At 67.8% G+C, this 21,088-nt stretch carries 21 protein-coding genes; 9 read left to right on the forward strand and 12 right to left on the reverse strand.

All coding sequences use genetic code 11. From position 1 onward, the window contains the following. Positions 1 to 5: 5 nt before the first annotated feature. From K4G53_RS01990 to K4G53_RS02020, 7 genes are read right to left on the reverse strand one after another with little or no spacing between them, the layout of a single operon-like run. Positions 6 to 845 carry a CoA ester lyase gene (locus K4G53_RS01990; protein ID WP_221383823.1) on the reverse strand — a complete coding sequence of 280 codons (840 nt, stop codon included), beginning with the start codon at positions 843 to 845 and terminating at the stop codon, positions 6 to 8. A gap of 4 nt (positions 846 to 849) precedes the next feature. Next, a complete protein-coding gene (locus K4G53_RS01995) occupies positions 850 to 1,404 on the reverse strand; it encodes a MaoC family dehydratase (protein WP_221383824.1) in 555 nt (184 codons plus the stop codon). Beyond that, positions 1,401 to 2,174, reverse strand: coding sequence for a CoA transferase subunit B (locus K4G53_RS02000; protein ID WP_221383825.1), 774 nt, complete (start codon positions 2,172 to 2,174; stop codon positions 1,401 to 1,403). The genes K4G53_RS01995 and K4G53_RS02000 overlap by 4 nt, the downstream gene beginning before the upstream one ends. Positions 2,175 to 2,176: 2 nt before the next feature. Beyond that, positions 2,177 to 2,941 carry a CoA transferase subunit A gene (locus tag K4G53_RS02005; protein WP_221383826.1) on the reverse strand — a complete coding sequence of 255 codons (765 nt, stop codon included), beginning with the start codon at positions 2,939 to 2,941 and terminating at the stop codon, positions 2,177 to 2,179. A 45-nt stretch (positions 2,942 to 2,986) separates the two neighbouring features. Next, on the reverse strand, positions 2,987 to 4,150 hold the full coding sequence (locus tag K4G53_RS02010) for an acyl-CoA dehydrogenase family protein (RefSeq protein WP_221383827.1): 1,164 nt from the start codon (positions 4,148 to 4,150) through the stop codon (positions 2,987 to 2,989). A 2-nt stretch (positions 4,151 to 4,152) separates the two neighbouring features. Next, positions 4,153 to 6,345, reverse strand: a complete 2,193-nt coding sequence (locus tag K4G53_RS02015; RefSeq protein ID WP_221383828.1) for a biotin carboxylase N-terminal domain-containing protein — start codon at positions 6,343 to 6,345, stop codon at positions 4,153 to 4,155. A gap of 7 nt (positions 6,346 to 6,352) precedes the next feature. Continuing rightward, positions 6,353 to 7,960 carry a carboxyl transferase domain-containing protein gene (locus K4G53_RS02020; RefSeq protein WP_221383829.1) on the reverse strand — a complete coding sequence of 536 codons (1,608 nt, stop codon included), beginning with the start codon at positions 7,958 to 7,960 and terminating at the stop codon, positions 6,353 to 6,355. A 143-nt stretch (positions 7,961 to 8,103) separates the two neighbouring features. Between K4G53_RS02020 and K4G53_RS02025 the strand changes: the two genes are divergently transcribed. Next, on the forward strand, positions 8,104 to 8,790 hold the full coding sequence (locus K4G53_RS02025) for a TetR/AcrR family transcriptional regulator (RefSeq protein ID WP_221383830.1): 687 nt from the start codon (positions 8,104 to 8,106) through the stop codon (positions 8,788 to 8,790). Here K4G53_RS02025 and K4G53_RS02030 read toward each other — a convergent pair. From K4G53_RS02030 to pdhA, 3 genes are read right to left on the reverse strand one after another with little or no spacing between them, the layout of a single operon-like run. Continuing rightward, on the reverse strand, positions 8,787 to 10,130 hold the full coding sequence (locus K4G53_RS02030; RefSeq protein ID WP_221383831.1) for a dihydrolipoamide acetyltransferase family protein: 1,344 nt from the start codon (positions 10,128 to 10,130) through the stop codon (positions 8,787 to 8,789). The two genes, K4G53_RS02025 and K4G53_RS02030, sit on opposite strands and share 4 nt — an antisense overlap. Before the next feature lie 8 nt (positions 10,131 to 10,138). Beyond that, the gene (locus K4G53_RS02035; protein WP_221383832.1) at positions 10,139 to 11,149 is read right to left on the reverse strand and encodes an alpha-ketoacid dehydrogenase subunit beta; all 1,011 of its coding nucleotides are present in this window, start codon (positions 11,147 to 11,149) and stop codon (positions 10,139 to 10,141) included. Then, entirely contained in the window at positions 11,149 to 12,318 is a 1,170-nt protein-coding gene (gene pdhA, locus K4G53_RS02040; protein WP_221383833.1) for a pyruvate dehydrogenase (acetyl-transferring) E1 component subunit alpha, read from the reverse strand. Before pdhA ends, K4G53_RS02035 begins: the two co-directional genes overlap by 1 nt. 194 nt (positions 12,319 to 12,512) lie before the next feature. On the opposite strand from pdhA, the gene K4G53_RS02045 reads away from it, so the two are divergent. From K4G53_RS02045 to K4G53_RS02060, 4 genes are all read left to right on the forward strand, one after another. Next, the gene (locus K4G53_RS02045) at positions 12,513 to 12,986 is read left to right on the forward strand and encodes an Lrp/AsnC family transcriptional regulator (protein ID WP_221383834.1); all 474 of its coding nucleotides are present in this window, start codon (positions 12,513 to 12,515) and stop codon (positions 12,984 to 12,986) included. Positions 12,987 to 13,183: 197 nt separating this feature from the next. Next, positions 13,184 to 13,771 carry a hypothetical protein gene (locus K4G53_RS02050; RefSeq protein ID WP_221383835.1) on the forward strand — a complete coding sequence of 196 codons (588 nt, stop codon included), beginning with the start codon at positions 13,184 to 13,186 and terminating at the stop codon, positions 13,769 to 13,771. A gap of 136 nt (positions 13,772 to 13,907) precedes the next feature. Further along, positions 13,908 to 14,312 carry a DUF4383 domain-containing protein gene (locus K4G53_RS02055; RefSeq protein WP_221383836.1) on the forward strand — a complete coding sequence of 135 codons (405 nt, stop codon included), beginning with the start codon at positions 13,908 to 13,910 and terminating at the stop codon, positions 14,310 to 14,312. A 7-nt stretch (positions 14,313 to 14,319) separates the two neighbouring features. Next, positions 14,320 to 14,970, forward strand: coding sequence for a hypothetical protein (locus K4G53_RS02060; protein ID WP_221383837.1), 651 nt, complete (start codon positions 14,320 to 14,322; stop codon positions 14,968 to 14,970). Positions 14,971 to 15,074: 104 nt separating this feature from the next. On the opposite strand, the gene K4G53_RS02065 is transcribed toward K4G53_RS02060, so the two are convergent. Beyond that, positions 15,075 to 16,691: a cation acetate symporter gene (locus tag K4G53_RS02065; protein ID WP_221383838.1), complete on the reverse strand. Its 1,617-nt coding sequence runs from the start codon at positions 16,689 to 16,691 to the stop codon at positions 15,075 to 15,077. Beyond that, positions 16,688 to 17,068, reverse strand: a complete 381-nt coding sequence (locus K4G53_RS02070; RefSeq protein WP_221383839.1) for a DUF485 domain-containing protein — start codon at positions 17,066 to 17,068, stop codon at positions 16,688 to 16,690. The genes K4G53_RS02065 and K4G53_RS02070 overlap by 4 nt, the downstream gene beginning before the upstream one ends. A gap of 184 nt (positions 17,069 to 17,252) precedes the next feature. Here K4G53_RS02070 and K4G53_RS02075 point away from each other — a divergent pair, with 184 nt between their 5' ends. The 4 genes from K4G53_RS02075 to K4G53_RS02090 are packed head-to-tail and all read left to right on the forward strand — an operon-like array spanning position 17,253 to position 21,084. Continuing rightward, entirely contained in the window at positions 17,253 to 18,434 is a 1,182-nt protein-coding gene (locus tag K4G53_RS02075; protein WP_221383840.1) for a sensor histidine kinase, read from the forward strand. Positions 18,435 to 18,468: 34 nt separating this feature from the next. Continuing rightward, positions 18,469 to 19,185 (forward strand): LytTR family DNA-binding domain-containing protein, encoded by a 717-nt coding sequence (locus K4G53_RS02080; protein WP_221383841.1) that lies wholly within the window; start codon positions 18,469 to 18,471, stop codon positions 19,183 to 19,185. Next, a complete protein-coding gene (locus K4G53_RS02085) occupies positions 19,182 to 19,580 on the forward strand; it encodes a hypothetical protein (protein ID WP_221383842.1) in 399 nt (132 codons plus the stop codon). Before K4G53_RS02080 ends, K4G53_RS02085 begins: the two co-directional genes overlap by 4 nt. Before the next feature lie 37 nt (positions 19,581 to 19,617). Beyond that, positions 19,618 to 21,084: a cation acetate symporter gene (locus K4G53_RS02090; RefSeq protein WP_221384056.1), complete on the forward strand. Its 1,467-nt coding sequence runs from the start codon at positions 19,618 to 19,620 to the stop codon at positions 21,082 to 21,084. The last annotated feature ends 4 nt before the right edge of the window (positions 21,085 to 21,088 follow it).

A 21,088-nucleotide genomic window follows, 5' to 3' on the forward strand; every position in this document is an offset into this window, starting at 1 on the left:
GCGTCCTAGCCCATTCCCTGGGCCCGGCGGATGATCTCCTGGGCGTGCTTGAGGATGGGTCCGTCGATCATCTTTCCCTCGTACCGGAACACCCCTGATCCGGCCGACCCGGCAGCATCCAGGAGGGCGGCAGCAGCGGCAACCTCGGCTTCGGAGGGCGCGTAGGCCTTGCGGACCACGGCTGCCTGGCTGGGGTGGATGCATGCCTTGGAGCTGAACCCCGAGGCGACAGCGTCGGCAGCTTCCGCAGCCAGCCCGTCGAGGTCGGGGATGTTGGTGTAGACCGCGTCCACGGCCTCCTTGCCGTAGGCCCGGGCGGCAAGCAGCACGGACGAACGGGCGTGCAGCGCCACAGCCCGGTAGCCGCCGTCGTCCTTCCTGCTGGAGGTACCGCCGAGGGTTGCCAGCAGGTCCTCGGCACCCCACATCAGGCCCACCACATTGGGGGCGGCGGCGATGGCCGGGGCGTTCAGCACCCCCATTGCCGTTTCGCACAGCGCGATCACCTGGTACCCCTCCAGTGCCTTGAGTTGTTCGGCACTCTCGGCTTTGGCCAGCATCACGGTGCGGTACGGGGTGTGGGCCAGGCAGTGCAGGTCCTTCTCGAAGTCCTCGGTGCCGACCGGATTCACCCTGACGATGGTGCAGCTGGGCTCAAGCTCCGGTTCGACCCCTGTAGTCCCCAGCTGGGCGAGGATCGCGCCGCGGGCGCGCTGCTTGTCTCCGGGCGCCACCGCGTCCTCAAGGTCCAGGATCACGGCGTCCGCCCGGGCGGCGGCTTTCTGGTAGCGCTCGGGACGGTCGGCGGGGCAGAAGAGCAGGGCAGGTCCCATCACAAAAGTCATAAGGCTATTCTCCGGTGTTTTGGCCGGTGTGTGCCTCCCTGTGGGCCTCCCGGGTCCACATCAGGCAATTGCGCGTGGCCCGTGCCACCACCGTGCCGTCCTGGTTGCGCCCGGTGAGCTCCATGGTCACGATGCCCTGGCCGGGGCGGGAGGCCGATAGCCGCTTCCCGGTGACAACCGTTTCCGTGTAGAGCGTGTCGCCGTGGAAGAGGGGGTTCGGAAAGGAGACGTCGGTCAGGCCGAGCTGGGCGATGATGGTCCCCTGGGTCAGCTGGGTGACGGACTGGCCCACCATCGTGGCCAGGGTGAACATGGAGTTCATCAGCCGCTGGCCGAAGGGCTGCCCGGCGCTCCAGGCTGCGTCCAGGTGCAGGGCCTGGGTGTTCATGGTGAGGGTGGTGAACAGAACGTTGTCGGTTTCGGTCACCGTCCGGCCGGGGCGGTGCGCATAGATGACGTCCTCCTCCAGCTCGTCGAAGTACAGCCCGCGCTGCTCGATGACCCGGGGGCCGGCGTCATCCTTCCCGGCGGCCGGCCCAGCGGAAACCCCGTGCGTCATACGGTCAGTTCCTGGTCTTCCTCGAACAGATCCGCGCCGGTGGCGGCGGCGACGTCCTGCGCCGAAACATTGGGCGCCAGTTCGCGCAGGACCAGGCGCGGGCCGGACTGGTCCTGGACGACGTCGATCACGGCCAGGTCCGTGATGATCCGGTCCACGCACCCCTTGCCCGTCAGCGGCAGCGAGCATTCCCGAACGATCTTGGGGTTGCCGTTCCGGTCCACGTGCTCCATCATCACGATCACCTTCTTGGCACCGAACACCAGGTCCATGGCCCCGCCCATGCCCTTGACCATCTTGCCGGGGATCATCCAGTTGGCCAGGTCACCGTTCTGGGCCACCTCCATGGCGCCCAGGACGGCGACGTCCACATGCCCGCCGCGGATCATGCCGAAGGAGGCTGCCGAGTCGAAGAAGGCTGCGCCCTTGTTCACCGTCACCGTTTCCTTGCCCGCGTTGATCAGGTCGGGGTCGACGGCGTCATCCGCAGGGTAGGGCCCGACCCCGAGGATCCCGTTTTCGGAGTGCAGCACCACTTCGACGCCGGCGGGAATGTAATTGGGGATCAGGGTGGGCATCCCGATGCCAAGATTCACGTACTGGCCGTTGTGGAGTTCCTTGGCCACCCGGGCCGCAAGCTCGTTGCGGGTCCAGCCTTTGGTTTCCGTCGTGTCCCGCCCGTCCCCGGGGGCGTCATGCTGGGAGGCGGCGCGCCGGTATTCGGGGCGGACTGCTTCCGGCCGGGGTGCTTCAGGGCTGTTCGGATCCATGGTTACGCTCCTGCCTGGGTGAGTGCGACCGTGCGCTTTTCAATCCGCTTCTCGCCGTTCTGCGCCAGGACCACGCGCTGGACGAAGATGCCGGGGGTGTGGATGTGTTCCGGGTCCAGTTCGCCGGGTTCGACGAGTTCCTCCACCTCCGCGATGGTGATGCGTCCCGCCATGGCGCACAGCGGGTTGAAGTTCATGGCGGTGGCGTGGAAGACGAGGTTGCCGTGCCGGTCGCCTTTCCAGGCATGCACCAGCCCAAAGTCGGGAGTAAGGGATTCTTCGAGCACGTAGTCCACGCCGCCGAACGACCGGACCTCCTTCGGGGCGGAGGCAACCGCGATGCCGCCGTGCGCGTCGTACTTCTGCGGCAGGCCGCCGTCGGACACCTGGGTGCCCACCCCCGCCTTGGTGTAGAACGCCGGAATGCCGGCGCCGCCGGCCCGCAGTTTCTCCGCCAGGGTGCCCTGAGGGGTGAGCACCACCTCGAGCTCGCCGGCAAGGTACTGGCGGGCGAACTCTTTGTTTTCGCCCACGTAGGAGCTGATGGTGCGGCGGATGCGCCCGTCGCGGAGCAGGATGCCGAGGCCCCAGTCATCAACGCCGCAGTTGTTGCTGACCGTTTCCAGCCCGGAGGTGCCGGCCCGGTGCAGGGCGTCGATGAGGGCCACCGGGATTCCGCAGAGGCCAAATCCGCCCACCGCCAGGGAGGCGCCGTCCGGGATGTCCGCGACTGCCTCGTCGGCGCTGGCAACAACCTTGTCAATCATCCTTGATCCTTTCAGGCCGGCTACAGTCCTGCGTGCTGCGAACCGCTACAAGCCCAGTTCGCGGGCGATCAGCATCAGCTGGACCTCCGTGGTGCCCTCCCCCACTTCAAGGATCTTGGAGTCGCGGTAGTGGCGTGCCACGGTGAACTCGTTGATGAAGCCATAGCCGCCGAATACCTGGGTGGCATCCCGCGCGTTGTCCATGGCCGCCTCGCCTGCGACCATCTTAGCGATGGCCGCCTGCGTCTTGAACGGCTTCCCGGCGAGCATGCGCGCCGCCGCGTCGTAGTATGCCAGCCGGGCCGTGTGGGCCCTCGCTTCCATGCGCGCGATCTTGAAGGACACGGCCTGGTACTTGCCGATTTCCTGCCCGAAAGCCCGGCGCTCCCTGGCGTATTTGACGGACAGGTCCACGCAGCCCTGTGCAGCACCGGTGGCCAGGGCTGCAATGGCGATCCGGCCCTCGTCCAGGATGGACAGGAAGTTGGCATAGCCCCTTCCCCGCCCGCCCAGCAGGTTCGCCTCGGGAACGCGGACATCCTTCAGCGTCAGCGGGTGGGTGTCGGAGGCGTTCCAGCCCACCTTGTTGTACGGCTTCTCCGCCTTGAAACCGGGCGTATCGGTGGGCACGAGGATGGTGGAAATTTCCTTCTGGACAGTTCCGTCCCCGCGGTCCTTCTGCCCGGTGACGGCAGTGACGGTGACCAGCCTCGTGATGTCCGTGCCCGAGTTGGTGATGAACTCCTTGTTGCCATTGATCACCCACTGGCCGCCTTCGAGGCGCGCATGGGTCTTGGTGCCGCCGGCATCCGAGCCTGCCTCCGGTTCGGTGAGGCCGAAGCCGGCGAGCGCCTGGCCGGACGCGAGCATGGGCAGCCATTCCTGTTTCTGAGCGTCGGTGCCGAAGCGGTACACCGGCATGGCGCCCAGCGAAACCCCGGCCTCCAGCGTGATGGCCACGGACTGGTCCACGCGGCCAAGCTGCTCCAGCGCCAGCGCCAGGGCGAAGTAATCCCCGCCCATGCCGCCGTATTCCTCCGGGAACGGCAGGCCGAACAGGCCCATCTCCGCCATCTGCTTGACGACGTCGTACGGGAAGCTGTGCTCTTCGTCGTGCTTCGCGGACACCGGCGCCACCACGTTGTCCGCGAAGTCGCGGACGGTGTCGCTGAGGTCCTGGTATTCCCCGCTGAGTTCGGATCCGGTCATCGTCAGGCTCCTTCGCCGTCGTCTTCCTGTATGTCTGGTTGCGCTTCCGCGCGGGTGGGATGGATCGTGGCCAGCACCTGGTCGGCCTTCACCAGGTCCCCGGTACGTGCATTGAGGTGCACTGTCCCGGCCAGGGGTGCCACCAGGTGGTGCTCCATCTTCATGGCTTCCACGGATACCAGCACCTCCCCGGGTTCGACTGTGTCCCCGTCGCTGACCGGGACAGCCACGACTGTTCCCGGCATCGGCGAGCGCACCTCCGGGTCGGCGGAGCCTTCTTCCCGCTGGACGGCGGCGAGCACGCGTGCCAGCCTGGCCTCGCGGGTGAGGATGTCCAGCCGGCAGGACCAGCCGTCACCGCCGAGGAACAGTTGTGCGGGCATGCCGGGGCAGGCGTTGTCCCACGGTGGCGTGGCCGCTCCCGGGAGGACCGGCGCCAGCCTGTAGGTCCGCCGCCGGCCGTCGAGGTCCAGTTCGAAGCTTTGCCGGCTGGACCAGTGCAGCGACGCACTCCGCCGGGCACCGCCGTCGACGGCGACCGCGGCCTCGCCTCCCCCGTTGAAGCTGCCGCTGACCTGCACGGTGGCCACCCCGCCGTCGGGCGTTCCCAGGCTGATGCGGCGCGGCGCCGGGACTCCGAGCCGCCAGCCGTTCCTGCCCTGCCAGGGTCCGCTTTCGGGTGCCGGGTTGTTCTGCGCCTCCATGCTGAGGGCGTACAGGGCGGCGGCCACCAGCTCCGCTTCGCCCGCGCGCCGGAACTCCAGTGCCGGCAGCTTCCGCTCGATCAGGCCTGTGTCGAGGTGCCCGGCCCGGACGTCGGGGTCGTTGAGCAGCAGCCGCAGGTACTCGACGTTGGTGTCGATGCCGAGTGCCGTATAGCTGGCCAGGGCGTTGTCCAGGGCGGCGAGTGCAGCCGGGCGGTCTTCACCCCAGGCGATCACCTTGGAAATCATGGGGTCATAGTTCGCCGAAAGTTCCAGGCCTTCCACCAGGGAAGAGTCCACCCGGATGCGGCCCTCGGTACCCTGCGGCAGCTCGTCCAGCACGAGCACCGTTCCGGTGGACGGAAGGAAGTTCTTCTCCGGGACCTCGGCATAGACCCGTGCCTCCACGGCGTGGCCGGAAAGTCCGACGTCGGCCTGCCGCAGCGACAGCTCGGCACCGGCGGCGATCCGGACCTGCCATTCCACGAGGTCCAGCCCTGTGACCATCTCGGTGACCGGGTGTTCCACCTGCAGCCGGGTGTTCATCTCCATGAAAAAGAACTCGTCCGGCGCGTCATCGGAAACCAGGAACTCCACGGTTCCCGCCCCCGTGTAGTTCACGCTGCGCGCGGCATTGCAGGCCGCCTCGCCGATCCGCGTACGGACCTCGGAACCGTTCGGCAGGCTTTCCAGCAGGGGCGAGGGAGCTTCCTCGATGACCTTCTGGTGCCGGCGCTGGAGGGAGCATTCGCGCTCGCCGAGGTGGATGACGTTGCCGTGGCCGTCCGCAAGCACCTGGACTTCGATGTGCCGCGGGGTGGTGACCAGGCGTTCCAGGAAGAGGGTGTCGTCCCCGAAAGCGGCGGCCGCCACCCTGCGGGCCGTCACCAGCGCCGCCGGCAGGTCGCCCGGCCCTTCCACCACGTGCATGCCCTTTCCGCCACCACCCGCGGACGGCTTGATCAGGAGCGGAAAGCCGACGGCGGCACCCGCCTCAACCAGTTCGCTGTCCGTCATGCCGGGCCTGGCGATGCCCGGGACCACCGGGACGCCGTAGCCGGCTACGTGGTTTTTGGCGCGGATCTTGTCGCCCATGACGTTCAGGGCCTCCACGCCCGGGCCTATGAAGGTGATGCCGGCTTTTTCCAGGGCGCGGGCGAAGTCGGCGTTCTCGCTCAGGAAACCGTACCCGGGGTGCACCGCTTCGGCCCCGGTGCGCCGGCATGCCTCGAGGATCGCGTCGATGCTGAGGTAGCTGTCGGCGGCGGCGGCGGGGCCGATCCGGACGGCAGTGTCGGCTTCACGCACGTGGCGCGCGCCAGCGTCGGCATCGCTGTAGACGGCCACCGAACGTATTCCCAGATGGCGCAGGGTCCGGATGACGCGGCAGGCAATTTCGCCGCGGTTTGCCACCAGGACGGTGCTGAACAACGGCTTGCCTGAGGCGCCGGCCTGGCTGGCGGACGGGTCCGTTTGGGTCTGCGTGGTCATGGCGTGCTCACATCCGGAAGAGGCCGAAAGAGGTTTCGGGCAGGGGCGTGCGGGACACCACGTCGAGGGCAAGGCCCAGGACGGTGCGGGTGTCCGCGGGGTCGATCACGGCGTCGTCCCAGAGCCGGGCAGTGGAATAGTAGGGGCTGCCCTGGTCCTCGTACTGCTGCCGGATGGGGGCCTTGAACGCTTCCTCATCCCCGGCCGCCCATTCCTCCCCCGCGGCTTCGTACTGGTCCCGCTTCACCGTGGCCAGCACGCTGGCCGCCTGGTTCCCGCCCATCACCGAGATCCGGGCCGCCGGCCACATCCACAGGAACCGTGGCGAGTAGGCCCGCCCGCACATGGAGTAGTTGCCGGCGCCGAAGGAACCCCCGATCACCACCGTCAGCTTGGGGACGCGGGCGGTGGCAACGGCCGTCACCATCTTCGCCCCGTTCTTGGCGATGCCGCCCTGTTCGGCGTCCCTGCCCACCATGAATCCGGAGATGTTCTGCAGGAACAGCAGCGGGATGCCGCGCTGGTCGCACAATTCGATGAAGTGGGCGCCCTTGAGCGAGGACTCGCTGAAGAGCACGCCGTTGTTGGCCACGATCCCCACAGGGTGGCCGTGGATGCGGGCGAACCCGGTGACGAGGGTGCTGCCGTAGTCCTTCTTGAACTCGTGGAACCTGCTGCCGTCCACGAGCCGGGCGATGACCTCGTGCACGTCGTAGGGGGCGTTGACGTCCGTGGGCACGGCGCCATACAGCCCTTCCGGGTCCACCGCGGGTTCGACGACGGGATCCACCTGCCATGCGGGGGCGGCAAGTGGGGGCAGGGTGGCGACGATGTCCCTGATGATCTGCAGGGCGTGTTCGTCGTTTTCGGCCAGGTGGTCCGTTACTCCTGAAACCCTGGAGTGGACCTCACCGCCGCCCAGTTCCTCGGCCGTGACGATCTCCCCGATCGCTGCTTTCACCAGGGGCGGACCGCCTAGGAAAATGGTGCCCTGGTTGCGGACGATCACGGTTTCGTCGCTCATGGCGGGCACGTAGGCGCCGCCGGCGGTGCAGGAGCCCATGACGGCGGCGACCTGCGGAACCTTTGCCGCGGACAGCCGCGCCTGGTTGTAGAAGATCCGGCCGAAGTGCTCCTTGTCCGGAAACACCTCATCCTGCTTGGGCAGGAAAGCACCGCCCGAGTCCACCAGGTAGATGCAGGGCAGCCGGTTCTCCAGCGCGATCTCCTGGGCGCGGAGGTGCTTCTTGACGGTCATCGGGTAGTAGGTGCCGCCCTTGACGGTGGCGTCGTTGGAGATGACCAGGACCTGCCGGCCGTGCACCAGGCCTATCCCCGCGATGACGCCGGCGCCCGGGGCGTCATCGTTGTACATACCGTTGGCGGCCAGGGGGGCAATTTCCAGGAAGGGGCTGCCGTCATCCAGCAGCTGGTCGATCCGTTCCCGCGGGAGCAGCTTGCCGCGGGCGACGTGGCGGTCCCGCGATTTTTGCGGCCCGCCCAGGGCGGCGTCCGCCAGTTTCTTCCGCAGGTCTTCGGCCAGGGACAGCTGTGCCTCCCGGTTGGCGCGGAAGGACTCGCTTGCCGGGTCGAGCCGGCTGACCAGGGTCTCCATTGACGATCCGTTCCTGTCCGGACCGGGCTGGCTTGAAACCAACTCGGTTAGTCACTCATAACTGAAATTCAGGTTAGTCTCGATTAACTGTGATGTCCAACACCTGGCGGCCTTGCTAGAATCTGCGGGTCCGAGGAGGAGAAGTGTCCAGCAATACAGTGGAGCCGGCCCCTGCCACGCACGCCCCCACAACGCAGCGCGGCAAGGCCAAGGAGAGCCGGCGGCAGGCTTTGCTGTCTGCTGCGGCTTCCCTGTTCGCGCTCAACGGCTTCAACCGCGTGTCCCTCGAGGACCTGGGCGCGGCAGCCGGCGTGAGTGGGCCCGCCGTCTACCGCCACTTTTCCGGCAAGCAGGCAGTCCTGGCCGACCTGCTGGTGACCGTGAGCCAGGAACTGCTGGACGGCGGACGCCAGGTGGTGGCAGGCAATGCCGATCCCCTTGCCGCGCTGCGTCGCCTGGTGGAGTTCCAGGTGGACTTCGCCCTCGGCAAGCCGGACGTTATCCGGGTGCAGGACCGGGACTTCAGCAACCTCTCCGAACAGGACCAGTCCGCAGTGCGCACCCTGCAGCGCAGCTACGTGGAGGTGTGGGTGGACGTCCTGGCCAAGGTCCATCCCGGCACCGACGCCGCGGAACTCCGCATGCGGGCCCACGCCACCTTCGGCCTGATCAATTCCACCCCGCATTCGGTCCGCAGCCATGGCCGGCGGATCGCCGCAGGGGCTGCCCGCCCCCTGCTCGAGCGCATGGCGCTGGCCGCCCTGATGGTGGACAGCGCACCCACTCCCCTGGCCGGGTACACCCGGCTTGGGGAGGGTGGCGGCCGCTAGACCATGGCCAGGACCATCCCCGGCTCGGCCATGACCGCGCCGACGTCCGCCAGGAACCGCGAGCCCTGCTCCCCGTCCACCAGCCGGTGGTCGAAGGACAGGCTCATCGTGAGGACCTGGCGGAGCGCCACCTCACCGCGGTATTCCCACGGCATGGTCCGGACAGCTCCCAGTCCAAGGATGGCAGCCTCTCCCGGATTGAGGATCGGGGTGCCGGCGTCGATCCCAAACACGCCGATGTTGGTGATGGAAATGGTGCCGCCAGACAGGTCCTCGGGGGTGGTCTTGCCGGCCCGCGCCGTTTCGGCGAGTGCCGTCAGGGCCTGGGCCAGCTGCGGCAAGGACAGGGCGTCGGCATCCTTGATATTGGGGACGGTGAGCCCCCGGGGTGTAGCCGCGGCGATGCCCAGGTTCACGTAGTTGTACGTGACAATCTCCTGGTTTTCCTCGTCCCACCGCGAATTCAGGGCTGGATTGCGGCGCAGGGCGATGAGTACCGCTTTTGCCGCCAGTGTGAGCGGCGTCAGCTTGATGCCGGAGAATTCCCTGCTGCTGCGTAGCTTGTCCAACAGTTCGATGCCGGGCGTGACGTCAATGGTGAGGAATTCGGTGGCGTGGGGTGCGGTGAAGGCACTGCGCACCATGGCGGCCGCAGTGTGCTTCCGGACGCCCTTGATGGGAGTCCTGGTTTCCCGCTCCCCCGCCCGGGTTCCCCCGGGTGCTGACGTTGGCGCGGCAGCTTCCCCCGCGTGCCCGGCAAATTCATGAACGTCGTCCCGCGTGATCAGTCCGCCGGGACCCGTGCCGGTCACCTGTGCCAGGTCCAGCCCGAGGTCCTTGGCCAGCTTCCGGACCGGCGGCGTGGACCGGGGCCGTTCGGCGGGCCTGGTCTCGAGAGGTTTCGGCTCAGCCGCCGGGGCCGTCACGGTTTCCAGAGAGTCCGCCGCAGCAAAGGTCCGCGGGCGGCGCGTGGGCCGTCCGGAACTTTCGACGACGGCGCCGTAACCTACCAGGTTCGGCTCCCGCTTCGGTGTTTCCACGGCCTGCTCCCCCGCGCCGGATGAAAGGCCAGCGGACTCCGAAGGTGCAGCGCCGCCGTCGTCGGGTATTTCAAACGAGACGATCGGCTTGCCGACCTCCACGACGGAACCTGGCTGTTCGTGGAGTTCCTTGACGACCCCGGCGAACGGCGACGGAAGCTCCACCACTGCCTTGGCGGTTTCAACTTCGGCGATCACCTGGTTCAGGCTGACGGTGTCGCCCACGCCTACCTTCCAGCTGAGGATTTCGGATTCGGTGAGGCCCTCACCCAGGTCCGGGAGCCGGAATTCCTTGATCATGGTGCCGCTCATCCTTCCAGGCCGCTCAGGGAGTTGGGGCGGCCCAGGGCCCGGTCCACGCCGTCCAGGATCCGGTCAAGACCCGGAAGGTGGTGCATTTCCAGCTTGGAGTACGGGTACGGGATGTCGAATCCCGTGACCCGGACCGGCGCTGCCTCGAGGTGGTAGAAGCACCTCTCGGTGATGCTCGCCGCCACCTCCGCGCCAAGCCCGCCGGACTGCCCGGCCTCGTGCGTGACTACCAGGCGCCCGGTCTTCCGGACCGAAGCCACAACCGGTTCGTAGTCCACCGGGGCCAGCGAGCGCAGGTCGATGACCTCGATGGAGATGCCCTCATCAGCGGCGGCCGTGGCGGCGTCGAGGGCGGTCCTGACCAGGGGTCCGTAGGCCACCAGGGTGACGTCGCTGCCACTCGCCAGCACCCGGGCCTTGTCCATGGGCAGGGCGGACCCGGGGTCTGCGGCCTCGTCCACCTCGCCCTTGTCGTGGTACCGGCGCTTCGGCTCGAAGTACAGGACCGGGTCGTCGCACGCGATGGCTTGCTGGATGACCGTATAGGCGTCCTGCGGATTGGCCACCGTCACCACCCGCAGGCCGGAGGTGTGGGTGAAGTACGCTTCCGGGGATTCGGAATGATGCTCGGGCGAGCCGATGCCGCCGCCAAACGGTACCCGGATGGTGATGGGCATCTTTACTGTCCCGCGGGTGCGGTAGTGCAGCTTGGCCACCTGGCTGACAATCTGGTCGAACGCAGGGTAGATGAACCCGTCGAACTGGATTTCCACCACCGGGCGGTAGCCCCGGTAGGCCAGGCCGACGGCGGTGCCCACGATGGCGGACTCCGCCAGCGGGGTATCCACCACCCGGTGTTTGCCGAAGTCCTTCTGCAGCCCGTCCGTCACCCGGAATACGCCGCCGAGGGTGCCGATATCCTCGCCCAGGAGGACCACCTTGGAGTCATTTTCCAGGGACTTCCGCAGCCCGGCATTGATGGCTCGGGCAAAGGTCATCTGGGTCATCAGCGTGCACCTTCTTCTGAAACGGCTCCTGCGGGGTCGCCGAAGGAGGCCAGGTAACGGGCGTAGTGGTCCTGCTGGCGTTCCAGCCAGGAATTCGGGGTGCTGTAGACGTGCTTGAAGATGTCAAGCGGCTGCGGGTCCGGCATGGTGGTGCAGCCGCGGCGCAGTTCCGATGCCACGGCATCGGCCTTGTCCGCGACCTGCTGCTGCAGTGCTTCGGTCAGGAGGCCCTTCCGGTCCAGCAGTGCCTCCACACGGGTGATGGGGTCCTTCGCGGCCCAGTCCTCCAGCTCGTTGGCGTCACGGTAGCGGGTGGGGTCATCGGCGGTGGTGTGGGGGCCCATCCGGTAACTGACCGCCTCGATGAAGGTGGGCCCGCCGCCGCGGCGTGCCCTGTCCAGCGCCACCCGCGTAGCCGCCATGACGGCAAGGACGTCGTTGCCGTCCACGCGCAGGCTGGGGATGCCAAACCCGGCGGCCCGGTCCGCGAGGTGGATGTGCGACTGGAGCCGCACGGGTTCGGAGATGGCCCAATGGTTGTTCGTGCAGAAGAACACCACCGGGACCTGGAAACTCGCGGCGAACACCATGGCCTCGTTGACGTCGCCTTCACTGGTGGCACCGTCGCCGAAGTAGGTGACAGCCACGGAGTCGGCGCCGTCGTTCTGGATTCCCATGGCGTACCCCGTGGCGTGCAGGGTCTGCGCGCCGATGATGATCTGCGGCGTTGCCATGTTGACGCTGTACGGATCCCAGCCGCCGGAGGCGTTGCCGCGCCATACCCGCAGGAGGTCCGTCAGGTCCACGCCGCGGCAGTAGGCCACACCGTTCTCACGGTAGCTGGAGAAGACAAAGTCGTCCGCGCGCAGCGCCCTGCCGGAGCCGATCTGGGCTGCCTCCTGCCCCAGCAGCGGGGGCCACAGGCCCAGCTCGCCCTGGCGCTGCAGCGCCGTGGCCTCGACATCGATGCGGCGGATGACGGTCATGTCCTCGAACAGGGAACACAGCTGTTCGTCCGTGATGTCCTTGACCCAGACATCGAATTCGGGGTGGCTGATCCGTTCGCCGGCGGGAGTGATCAGCTGAAGAAGTTCATGGTCCGGTCCGGCGGATTTTCCGGAGCTGCCCGGGGCTTGTGCGCCGCCCTGGCCTGTTTGGTCTGTAGACACGATAGCCGCAACCTTCTGACGTCGTTGACCAGCGGTTTCAGGACTTTTGGTCCGTGCTTCCGCAGGCCTTCCGGGCGCCATTGCCCCGGATAATTGTGACCCTACTCACAATGTCCAGGGGGTACAACCACCGCCGCCCTTACTGAGCAAAATGCCCTACGGGCGGCTCGCGGACCGTGCTAGCGTTGCGCATTATGCAAGCTTTGGATGGCACTGACACCCGCCTGCTTTCGGCCCTGGCTGAGGACCCGCGCCGGACAGTGGTGGCGCTGGCGCAGAAGCTCGGGTTGTCCCGGAACACGGTGCAGGCGCGCATGGCCCAACTCGAGAAAAAGCACGTCTTCCTGTCTTTTGAGCGCCGCATCAACCCGGCGGCCCTGGGCTACCCGCTGATGGCGTTCATCTCCGTGCACGTCCAGCAGCAGAAACTTGCCCGGCTGGCCGGGGAACTTGCCGCCATTCCAGAGATCCTCGAGGGCTTTGGCCTGACCGGGTCCGCCGACCTGCTGCTGCGCGTGGTGGCCCGGGACGCCGAGGACCTGTTCCGCATCAACGGAAAGATCCTCGCCTGCGACGGAGTGGAAAGGGCCGACACGGCGCTGGCCATGGGTGAGCTCATTCCCTTCCGGGTGCAACCCCTGCTGGAGCGCGGGTCCGGGGGCAACTGACAACTGCACCCTCCCGGTCCGGCATGCGCACGGTCCAGCACGTGCACCGTCCACCACGCGCACCGTCCAGCACGCGGCCGGGAGCATGCAGAAGTACGACGTCGGCGGGCCGGGTTATAGGCTTGGTGCAGTTAAGTGCGGCGCCGGCAGAGCCCATGGCCGTCCCCCGGTGCCGCGCACCTTCCGAAAGGTTTCCCTTGAGCAGTTCCCAGGATTCGTACCAGCCTGGCCCGGCGGGCTCCCTGCCTCGGCAGCTGCCCCCAGTGCCGGAGCAGCCGGCACCGTTTGGTCCAGCCGTCGGCGCTGGAGGGGGATGGCCGGGCCAGGGGCAGCTGCCCGGGGAACGCACGCGCGCACGAAGCCGGCGGAAGCTGTGGATCATCCTGGGCAGCATCGGCGCGGTGCTGCTGCTGGTGGTCCTCGGCGTCGTCATCCTGGTCAACGTGGTGGGCGGCGCCGCCAGCCAGGCCAAGGGACTCGCCGACGACTTCACCAAGAAGGTGATCGCCGGCGACACCTCCGCCGCCTACGACGACTACCTGGACCCCGCGCTGCAGGAGCAGCTCTCCAAGGAGGCCTTCATGTCCGGGGTCCGAAGCCTGGGGATGGATGGTTCCTGCCGCCCCGCCTACAACGACGTCAAGGTGGCCACGAACAACGGCGTGAAATCCGCGGAAGTGGCCGGCCAGATAGCCTGCACCGGCAAGAAAGTGGACCTCGCGTACCGGTTTGAGGGCAAGGACCAGCTCCTGATGACCAGCATCAAGCTGCGGCCAGCGTCCTGACCGCCCCGCGCAATTACCAAGGGTGCTGATCTTTCACCCATCCGCCCCTTGCCTTGGGTCCGAATCGCTTCCGAGGGTCCCACCGGGGATCCGCAATCCGGCGGGAAACACCCGCCCAACCGGAAGGATTCGGGCCATGCGCACTTCACCCAACCGCCTTGTCGCCACCATCTTCGGAGCCGTCTACCTGCTGGTGGGCCTCCTGGGTTTCGCCGTCACGTCCGGCGTCGGATTTGTGGCCACGGAGGGCGCGAACCTCATCATCTTCGAAGTCAACCCGCTGCATAACGTCATCCACCTTGCCATCGGCGCCGCACTGCTCTTCGCGGGCCTCCGCGGGACGGACACGGCACGCACCGTGAACGCCTCCGTCGGCGCCGTCTACCTGCTGGTCGGCATCCTGGGGCTGTTCCTGCTGAACTCGCCGCTGAACATCATCGCGTTGAACGGTGCCGACAACGTGCTCCACCTCGCCAGCGCCGTACTCCTGCTGGGCGTGGGCCTGTCCCTGGACAAGTCTCCGGCCGCTGCACGCGCCTAGCATGGCCATGCTCCGGCCGGCACGTCCTTCAGCCCCGGCATTTCCGACAGCCAAGGCGGCACCTCCGGCCCAGGCGGAAGCCCCGGCCCCGGCAGATGCCGGCGTCCGCCTGGTCGCCGGGTTCGCGGGCTTCGGCGCGGGGTCGGTGAACCTGGCCATTTCGTCCAGCATCCTGGCCGGCGGCGCCGGATTCGGGGAACCACTGCCGTTCCTGGCCGGTGGCCTCGCCGGGATCTGGGGTGCCGTGCTGCTGGCAGCAACCGTGGCGTTCCTCGCCAGGGGCAGCCTGGCGGGGAACCGGTGGGCCCGGCCTCCGCTCGGTGCGGCAGCGGGCCTGCACGTTGCCGCCGTCGTCTTCGGAACGCCCGGCGCTCCGGGGCTTGTCCTGACCCAGCTTTCGGCACTGCTGCTGACGCTCATGGTGATCGCGTCGCTGGCGTGGCTGGGCCGTGACACTGCAAGGCGGGGAACATCGCGGACCGCGGTACCACCAGCCACACGAGGGCCGGGCCGCCTGCTCCTTGGCGCCTTCGCCGGGGCAGTCCTGGTGGCGGGAATTACGACGCCGGGACTCGCCGCATCGGCGGCCGGCCAGCATGCCGTGCCGCACGGCGGCCACGGGACCACCTTGCCAGGCAACGGGCACCACCAGCGCTAGAAAAGGCTCCGGGTGGCGCAGCGAAAGAGCCTCCGTACCGCTTCCCGCGGCACGGAGGCTCTTCCTGTTATCCTGCCGGGCGGTGCCCCTGCAGGACAGCGTCCCTAGTGGTCCACTGCCTTCTCGGCGCCGATTCCCGTCAGGGACCGGACTTCCATTTCGGCCTGCTTTGCCGGGTCCTCGCTCCTCTTGTCCAGGGTGGTGCCCAACCAGCCCAGGAAGAAGGCCAGCGGAATGGATACGATGCCGGGGTTGCTGAGCGGGAAGAGCGCAAAGTTGGCGCCGGGGATCATCGAGGTCTTCGCACCGGACACCACCGGCGAGAAGACGATCAGCAGGATCGCGGCCGCCAGCCCGCCGTACATGCTCCACACGGCGCCCTGGGTGGTGAATTTCCGCCAGAACAGCGAGTAGATGATGGTGGGCAGGTTGGCCGAAGCGGCAACGGCGAAGGCCAGCGCCACCAGGAAGGCGACGTTCTGCCCGTTGGCGAAGATGCCACCCAGGATGGCCAGCACGCCGATGACCACGACGGTGCGCCGCGCCACGCGGACCTCGGTGGCGGCGTCGGCCTTGCCCTTGGCGATGACGTTGGCGTAGATATCGTGGGCGAAGGATGCCGCCGCCGTGATGGTCAGGCCGGCAACCACCGCCAGGATGGTGGCGAAGGCGACCGCGGAGATGAAGCCGAGCAGCAGCGGCCCACCCAGGTGGAACGCCAGCAGCGGGGCGGCTGCGTTGACGCCGCCGGGTGCGGACTTGATGGTGTCCGCCCCCACCAGGGCCGCGGCGCCGTACCCCAGCACCAGGGTGAAGAGGTAGAAGAGCCCGATGAGCCAGATGGACCAGACCACGGACTTGCGCGCTTCCTTGGCCGTGGGGACGGTGTAGAAGCGCATCAGGACGTGCGGCAGTGCTGCGGTGCCAAGCACCAGCGCCAGGCCCAGGGACATGAAGTCGAGCTTGGAGGTATCGGACTTGCCGTACTGCAGGCCCGGGTTGAGCACAGCCGGGTTGTTGGCCGTCTCTACGGCGCCGCCCAGCAGGCTGGAGAGGTTGAAGCCGTAGATGGCCAGGACCCACAGGGTCATGACGGCTGCGCCGGCGATCAGGAGCATGGCCTTGATGATCTGGACCCAGGTGGTGCCCTTCATGCCGCCGATCAGGACGTACATGATCATGAGGGCGCCGACGACGATGATCACCAGCGCCTGTCCGCCCCAGTCGCTGATGCCCAGCAGCAGGGAGATCAGGCTGCCTGCGCCGGCCATCTGCGCCAGGAGGTAGAAGAAGCAGACCGCGAGGGTGGAAATGGCCGCCGCGATCCGGACGGGGCGCTGCTTCAGCCGGAAGGACAGCACGTCCGCCATGGTGAACTTGCCGGTGTTGCGCAGAAGTTCGGCAACGAGCAGCAGTGCCACCAGCCAGGCCACCAGGAAGCCGATGGAGTACATGAATCCGTCGTAGCCGTTGATGGCGATTGCACCGGTGATGCCCAGGAAGGATGCTGCCGACAGGTAGTCGCCGGCGATGGCGGTCCCGTTCTGCGAGCCGGTGAACGACCGGCCGGCGGCGTAGTAGTCGGCGGCGGTCTTGTTGTTGCGGCTCGCGCGGAACACAATCACCATGGTCACGGCCACGAACAGGCCGAAGATGCCCATGTTCAGCAGGGTGGTGTCCTTGAGCGCGGCGACGTCCACCGCTGCGGGAATTGCGATCATTTGTTGGCTCCGCCCACTCGGTTTCCGTTCTTATCGAATTCGTGCCCCTCGATCTCGTGCCGGATCTCCGAGGCGATGGGGTCCAGCTTCTTGTTGGAGTAGTGCACGTACCAGCCGGTGATGGCGAACGTGGAGACGAACTGGAGCAGGCCGAGGATCAGGCCGATGTTGATGTTGCCCCAGACCTTGGTGGACATGAATCCCACCGCGTAGTCGGCGAGCAGGACGTAGGCGAAGTACCACAGCAGGAAGGCCACTGCCATGGGGAAGACAAAGCTGCGGTGACGCTTGCGCAATTCCTGGAACTGCCCGGTCGACTGGACTTGTTCAAAGTCCACGGACGCCGCTGCGTCCGGAGTATGGGCATCGTGACCCATCGTTCCTCCTCATTGAGTTGCCGGAACACACCGGGCGGCAGGCCCTGATTCGCACAGGGGCACCGCAGATGTGACACCAATCACTTTGCCGTCCGGTTGCCATCCTGTTCCAGCACATCACCGCGGCCGTCGCTCAACGGTCGCGATGCTGCGGCAAACGGTTCCCGCGGCTACGCTGGGCACCATGCCGGACTCCCCCCTCCTGACCGCTGCGGCCGTGGCGGTGATCGCGATGTCGATTGCCGTCGTCGTCGCCGTGGGCCTGAAGGTGCTGCGCTCCTTCCGGGAGCTGGGCACCGACGCAGAACGCGCCACCTACCACACGCTCCACGCCGCGTCGCAGGCGGGGCAGCACCTGCGGCGCGGCCTCAACCCCGCAGGTGCCGCGAAGGCCAGCCGGCAACTGCGGGCCCTGCTGGGCTGCGAGGCCCTGGCCATCACGGACACCAACGGAGTCCTGGCGTGGGACGGGGCCCAGGACGACGCCGGGACGGACCTGATGGAGCTGGCCTCGAGTGTGCTGGCCTCGGGCAGGGCGGCCGTGCTCCCCGCCGGCCCGGAAGGAACGGGCGGTGCGCTGGCCGCGGTGATCTCCCCGGTGCGGGCCGGCAGCCGCGTGGCCGGCGTCGTCGCGGCGTTCGCACCCTCGGCCGGCGCGGGCCTGGTCCGGGCCACGGGAGAGGTGGCCGACTGGGTAGCCGCCCAGGTCGAACTGGCGGAACTGGACGCGTCCCGCACCCTGCTGATGGAAGCCGAGGTGCGCGCGCTCCGGGCCCAGATCAGCCCCCACTTCATCTACAACTCACTCAACGCCATCGCATCCTTCATTAATACAGACCCGGCGCGGGCTCGGGAGCTGGTGGTGGAGTTCGCGGATTTCACCCGGTACTCCTTCCGCCGGCACGGCGACTTCACCACCCTTGCCGAGGAGCTCCGCTGCATCGACCGCTACCTGCTGCTCGAACGCGCCAGGTTCGGCGAGCGCGTCCAGGTCAGCCTTCGGGTGGCCCCGGAAGTGCTGGGCACGGTCATTCCCTTCCTCAGCCTCCAGCCGCTGGTGGAGAACGCTGTCCGGCACGGGCTCGAGGCCAAGGAGGGGCCGGGGCACATCAGCATCACGGCCGAGGACGCCGGAGCCTTCGCCGAGGTGACCATCGAGGACGACGGCGTGGGCATGGACCCCGGGCACCTGCGGTCCATGCTGGCGGGCCACACCGACGGGGACCACGTGGGGCTGCGGAACGTGGATGCTCGGCTCCGCCAGGTGTACGGCAATGACCACGGACTGGTGATTGAAACCGCCCCCGGCGAAGGCACGCTGATCACCATGCGGGTGCCGAAATCCCAGCCCGGGCACGACGCGTAAAGGCAGTGCCCGCCCCTGGACGTACCCTAGGAGCATGATTAACGTCCTCGTCGTTGACGATGAGCTGCCTGCCGTGGAGGAACTGGCATTCCTGCTGGGCAGGGATGAGCGCGTTGGCAGGATCCAGCGGGCAACCTCCGGCAGCGAGGCCCTCCTTGCGCTGTCCGCGGGCGGCATCGACGCCGTCTTCCTGGACATCCACATGCCGGCGGTGTCCGGGCTGGACATAGCGGCAGCCATCGCCAGGAGCAGCAATCCGCCGGTGGTGGTTTTCGTTACCGCGGATGAGGAGCATGCCTTGGCGGCGTTTGAGCTGGCTGCCGTGGATTACCTGCTCAAGCCGGTCCGGGCCGAACGCCTGGCCCGTTCTGTGGCCCGGATCTGTGAACTGCGCGACGGCGGGGCCGCGCCGGAGATGATCACCGTGGACCAGGGCGGGACCACCAGGATGATCCGGCGGGACGACGTCACGTACGTCCAGGCGCAGGGGGACTATGCGCGGCTCCACACCGCCGACGCCAGCTACCTTATCCGCGTGCCGCTGGCAGACCTGGAGCAGCAATGGGCCGACGCGGGCTTCATCCGTACCCACCGCTCCTACCTGGTGGCCCTCAAGCATGTGTCTTCGATGAAGCTGGCCGCCGACGGGCCCCGCGTGACCGTGGCCGGCGCGGGCCTGCCGATCAGCCGTCGCCACCTGCCCACGGTGCGGGAGAGGCTGGAAGCCACCAGGATCAGGCCGCACTCATGACCCGGGTCCGGGTGACCGCCCCGCACACGGCACAGGGTATTCCGGCGCGGACACCGGGCCAGCGCATCCCGAACCAGCGCACGGCAGGGCCGCTGGAATCCCGGGAAGCCGCGCAGGACTCGGAGGTGGGCCAGGTTTTCGTCCGGTCCCTGATCAGGTCCCAGCTGCGGCTGGCCCTGGTGGTGGCCGGCGGCTTCTTGCTGATCCTCGCCGCGTTCCCGCTGGTGCTGGTCCTGGTCCCGGGCCTTGCCGAGTCGGGAATTGCCGGCATTCCCTTCGGGTGGCTGCTGCTGGGCGTCGGGACCTACCCCGTGATCGGGCTTAGTGCATGGCTGTACGTCCGGACGGCGGCGCGAAATGAGGCGCGCTACCGCGACCTGGCTGGCGAACAATGACTCGGGGAACAATCTACCGGCGTGCGGCGGGGACCGGGTGAGCGCCGGCGTCGCACTCGCCGCCATTGCCGTGGTGACCGTAGCTACCGCCGTCATCGGCTTCTACGGGCTGCGCATCTCGCGGACTACCAGCGACTTCTACGTTGCCTCACGGACGGTCCGTCCCTGGTGGAACGCCTCCGCAATCGGAGGTGAATACCTCTCCGCCGCCAGTTTCCTGGGCGTGGCAGGACTCATCCTGCTCTCGGGTACCGACGCCCTCTGGTTTCCCGTGGGATACACCGCCGGCTACCTGATGCTGCTGCTCTTCGTCGCCGCTCCGCTGCGCCGTTCCGGGGCCTACACCATCCCGGACTTCACCGAGGCCCGGCTGGCATCGCCCGCAGTCCGAAGAGTCACCAGCCTGGCCGTGGTGACTGTGGGGTGGCTGTACATCGTTCCCCAGCTGCACGGCGCGGCGCTCACCATCCGCATCGCCACCGGCCTGCCCTCATGGGTCGGCTCGGTGGCTGTCGTGGTGGTGGTCTGCCTGACGGTGGTGGCCGGCGGGATGCGGTCCATCACCTTCGTCCAGGCGTTCCAGTACTGGCTCAAGCTGACGGCCCTGGCCGTGCCCATCCTGTTCATCATCTTCGTGCTCGCCGGGAACGAGACGGAGCCGCTGGCCGCGCCCGCTGCCAACCCCACCGGTGCCCCGCCCGCCGGGCTGTACCAGAACGTGTCCCTGCTGGTGGCCCTGCTCTTCGGCACTCTCGGCCTGCCGCACGTGCTGGTCCGTTTCTATACCAATCCGGATGGGCATTCAGCGCGCCGTACCACCCTGATCGTGCTGGGACTGCTGTCCGTCTTCTACCTGTTTCCCACCGCCTACGGGCTGGTGGCCCGCGTGTTCGCGCCCGGCCTGGCCCGCGCCGGACAGCCCGACGCCATGGTGCTGCTCCTGCCGGGACAACTGTTGGGCGGGGTGGCCGGCGATCTGCTCTCCGCCCTCGTCGTGGCCGGGGCCTTCGCCGCGTTCCTGTCCACCACGTCGGGACTGGTGGTGTCCCTGGCGGGTGTCATCAGCCAGGACGTGCTGGGCGGCAGTGTCCGGGGGTTCCGGCTCGCCGCCGTCATGGCCGTCGTCGTTCCGCTGGGCTTTGCCTTCATGACCGACTCCCTGGCCCTGGCCGGAAGCGTCGGTCTGGTGTTTGCCTTCACCGCTTCCACTGTCTGCCCGGTGCTCCTCCTGGGCATCTGGTGGCGGGGCCTGACGGATGCCGGTGCCATCGCCGGCATGCTGACCGGCGGAGTGCTGTGCGGCGGGGCCATGGTCGTCGGTGCCGTCGCCGGCACCGGCCAGACACCTCCGTGGCTGGCGCAGCCCGCGGCCTGGACCGTGCCCGCGGCCTTCGCCGTCATGGTCGTTGTTTCCCGGGCCACCGCCCACCGCGTACCCGCATCGATGCCGCGGATCATGACCCGGCTGCATACCCCGGAACGGCCCCTGGCAACGGAACGGTAACCGG

This window comes from Arthrobacter sp. MAHUQ-56 (genome assembly GCF_019710585.1).
Taxonomy (GTDB): Bacteria; Actinomycetota; Actinomycetes; order Actinomycetales; family Micrococcaceae; genus Arthrobacter.

Coding starts and splice junctions, on each gene's coding strand:
- K4G53_RS01990 (WP_221383823.1), bottom strand. CDS start 845: ATGACTTTTGTGATGGGACCTGCCCTGCTCTTCTGCCCCGCCGACCGT.
- K4G53_RS01995 (WP_221383824.1), bottom strand. CDS start 1,404: ATGACGCACGGGGTTTCCGCTGGGCCGGCCGCCGGGAAGGATGACGCC.
- K4G53_RS02000 (WP_221383825.1), bottom strand. CDS start 2,174: ATGGATCCGAACAGCCCTGAAGCACCCCGGCCGGAAGCAGTCCGCCCC.
- K4G53_RS02005 (WP_221383826.1), bottom strand. CDS start 2,941: ATGATTGACAAGGTTGTTGCCAGCGCCGACGAGGCAGTCGCGGACATC.
- K4G53_RS02010 (WP_221383827.1), bottom strand. CDS start 4,150: ATGACCGGATCCGAACTCAGCGGGGAATACCAGGACCTCAGCGACACC.
- K4G53_RS02015 (WP_221383828.1), bottom strand. CDS start 6,345: ATGACCACGCAGACCCAAACGGACCCGTCCGCCAGCCAGGCCGGCGCC.
- K4G53_RS02020 (WP_221383829.1), bottom strand. CDS start 7,960: ATGGAGACCCTGGTCAGCCGGCTCGACCCGGCAAGCGAGTCCTTCCGC.
- K4G53_RS02030 (WP_221383831.1), bottom strand. CDS start 10,130: ATGATCAAGGAATTCCGGCTCCCGGACCTGGGTGAGGGCCTCACCGAA.
- K4G53_RS02035 (WP_221383832.1), bottom strand. CDS start 11,149: ATGACCCAGATGACCTTTGCCCGAGCCATCAATGCCGGGCTGCGGAAG.
- K4G53_RS02045 (WP_221383834.1), top strand. CDS start 12,513: ATGCAAGCTTTGGATGGCACTGACACCCGCCTGCTTTCGGCCCTGGCT.
- K4G53_RS02055 (WP_221383836.1), top strand. CDS start 13,908: ATGCGCACTTCACCCAACCGCCTTGTCGCCACCATCTTCGGAGCCGTC.
- K4G53_RS02060 (WP_221383837.1), top strand. CDS start 14,320: ATGCTCCGGCCGGCACGTCCTTCAGCCCCGGCATTTCCGACAGCCAAG.
- K4G53_RS02065 (WP_221383838.1), bottom strand. CDS start 16,691: ATGATCGCAATTCCCGCAGCGGTGGACGTCGCCGCGCTCAAGGACACC.
- K4G53_RS02070 (WP_221383839.1), bottom strand. CDS start 17,068: ATGGGTCACGATGCCCATACTCCGGACGCAGCGGCGTCCGTGGACTTT.
- K4G53_RS02075 (WP_221383840.1), top strand. CDS start 17,253: ATGCCGGACTCCCCCCTCCTGACCGCTGCGGCCGTGGCGGTGATCGCG.
- K4G53_RS02080 (WP_221383841.1), top strand. CDS start 18,469: ATGATTAACGTCCTCGTCGTTGACGATGAGCTGCCTGCCGTGGAGGAA.
- K4G53_RS02085 (WP_221383842.1), top strand. CDS start 19,182: ATGACCCGGGTCCGGGTGACCGCCCCGCACACGGCACAGGGTATTCCG.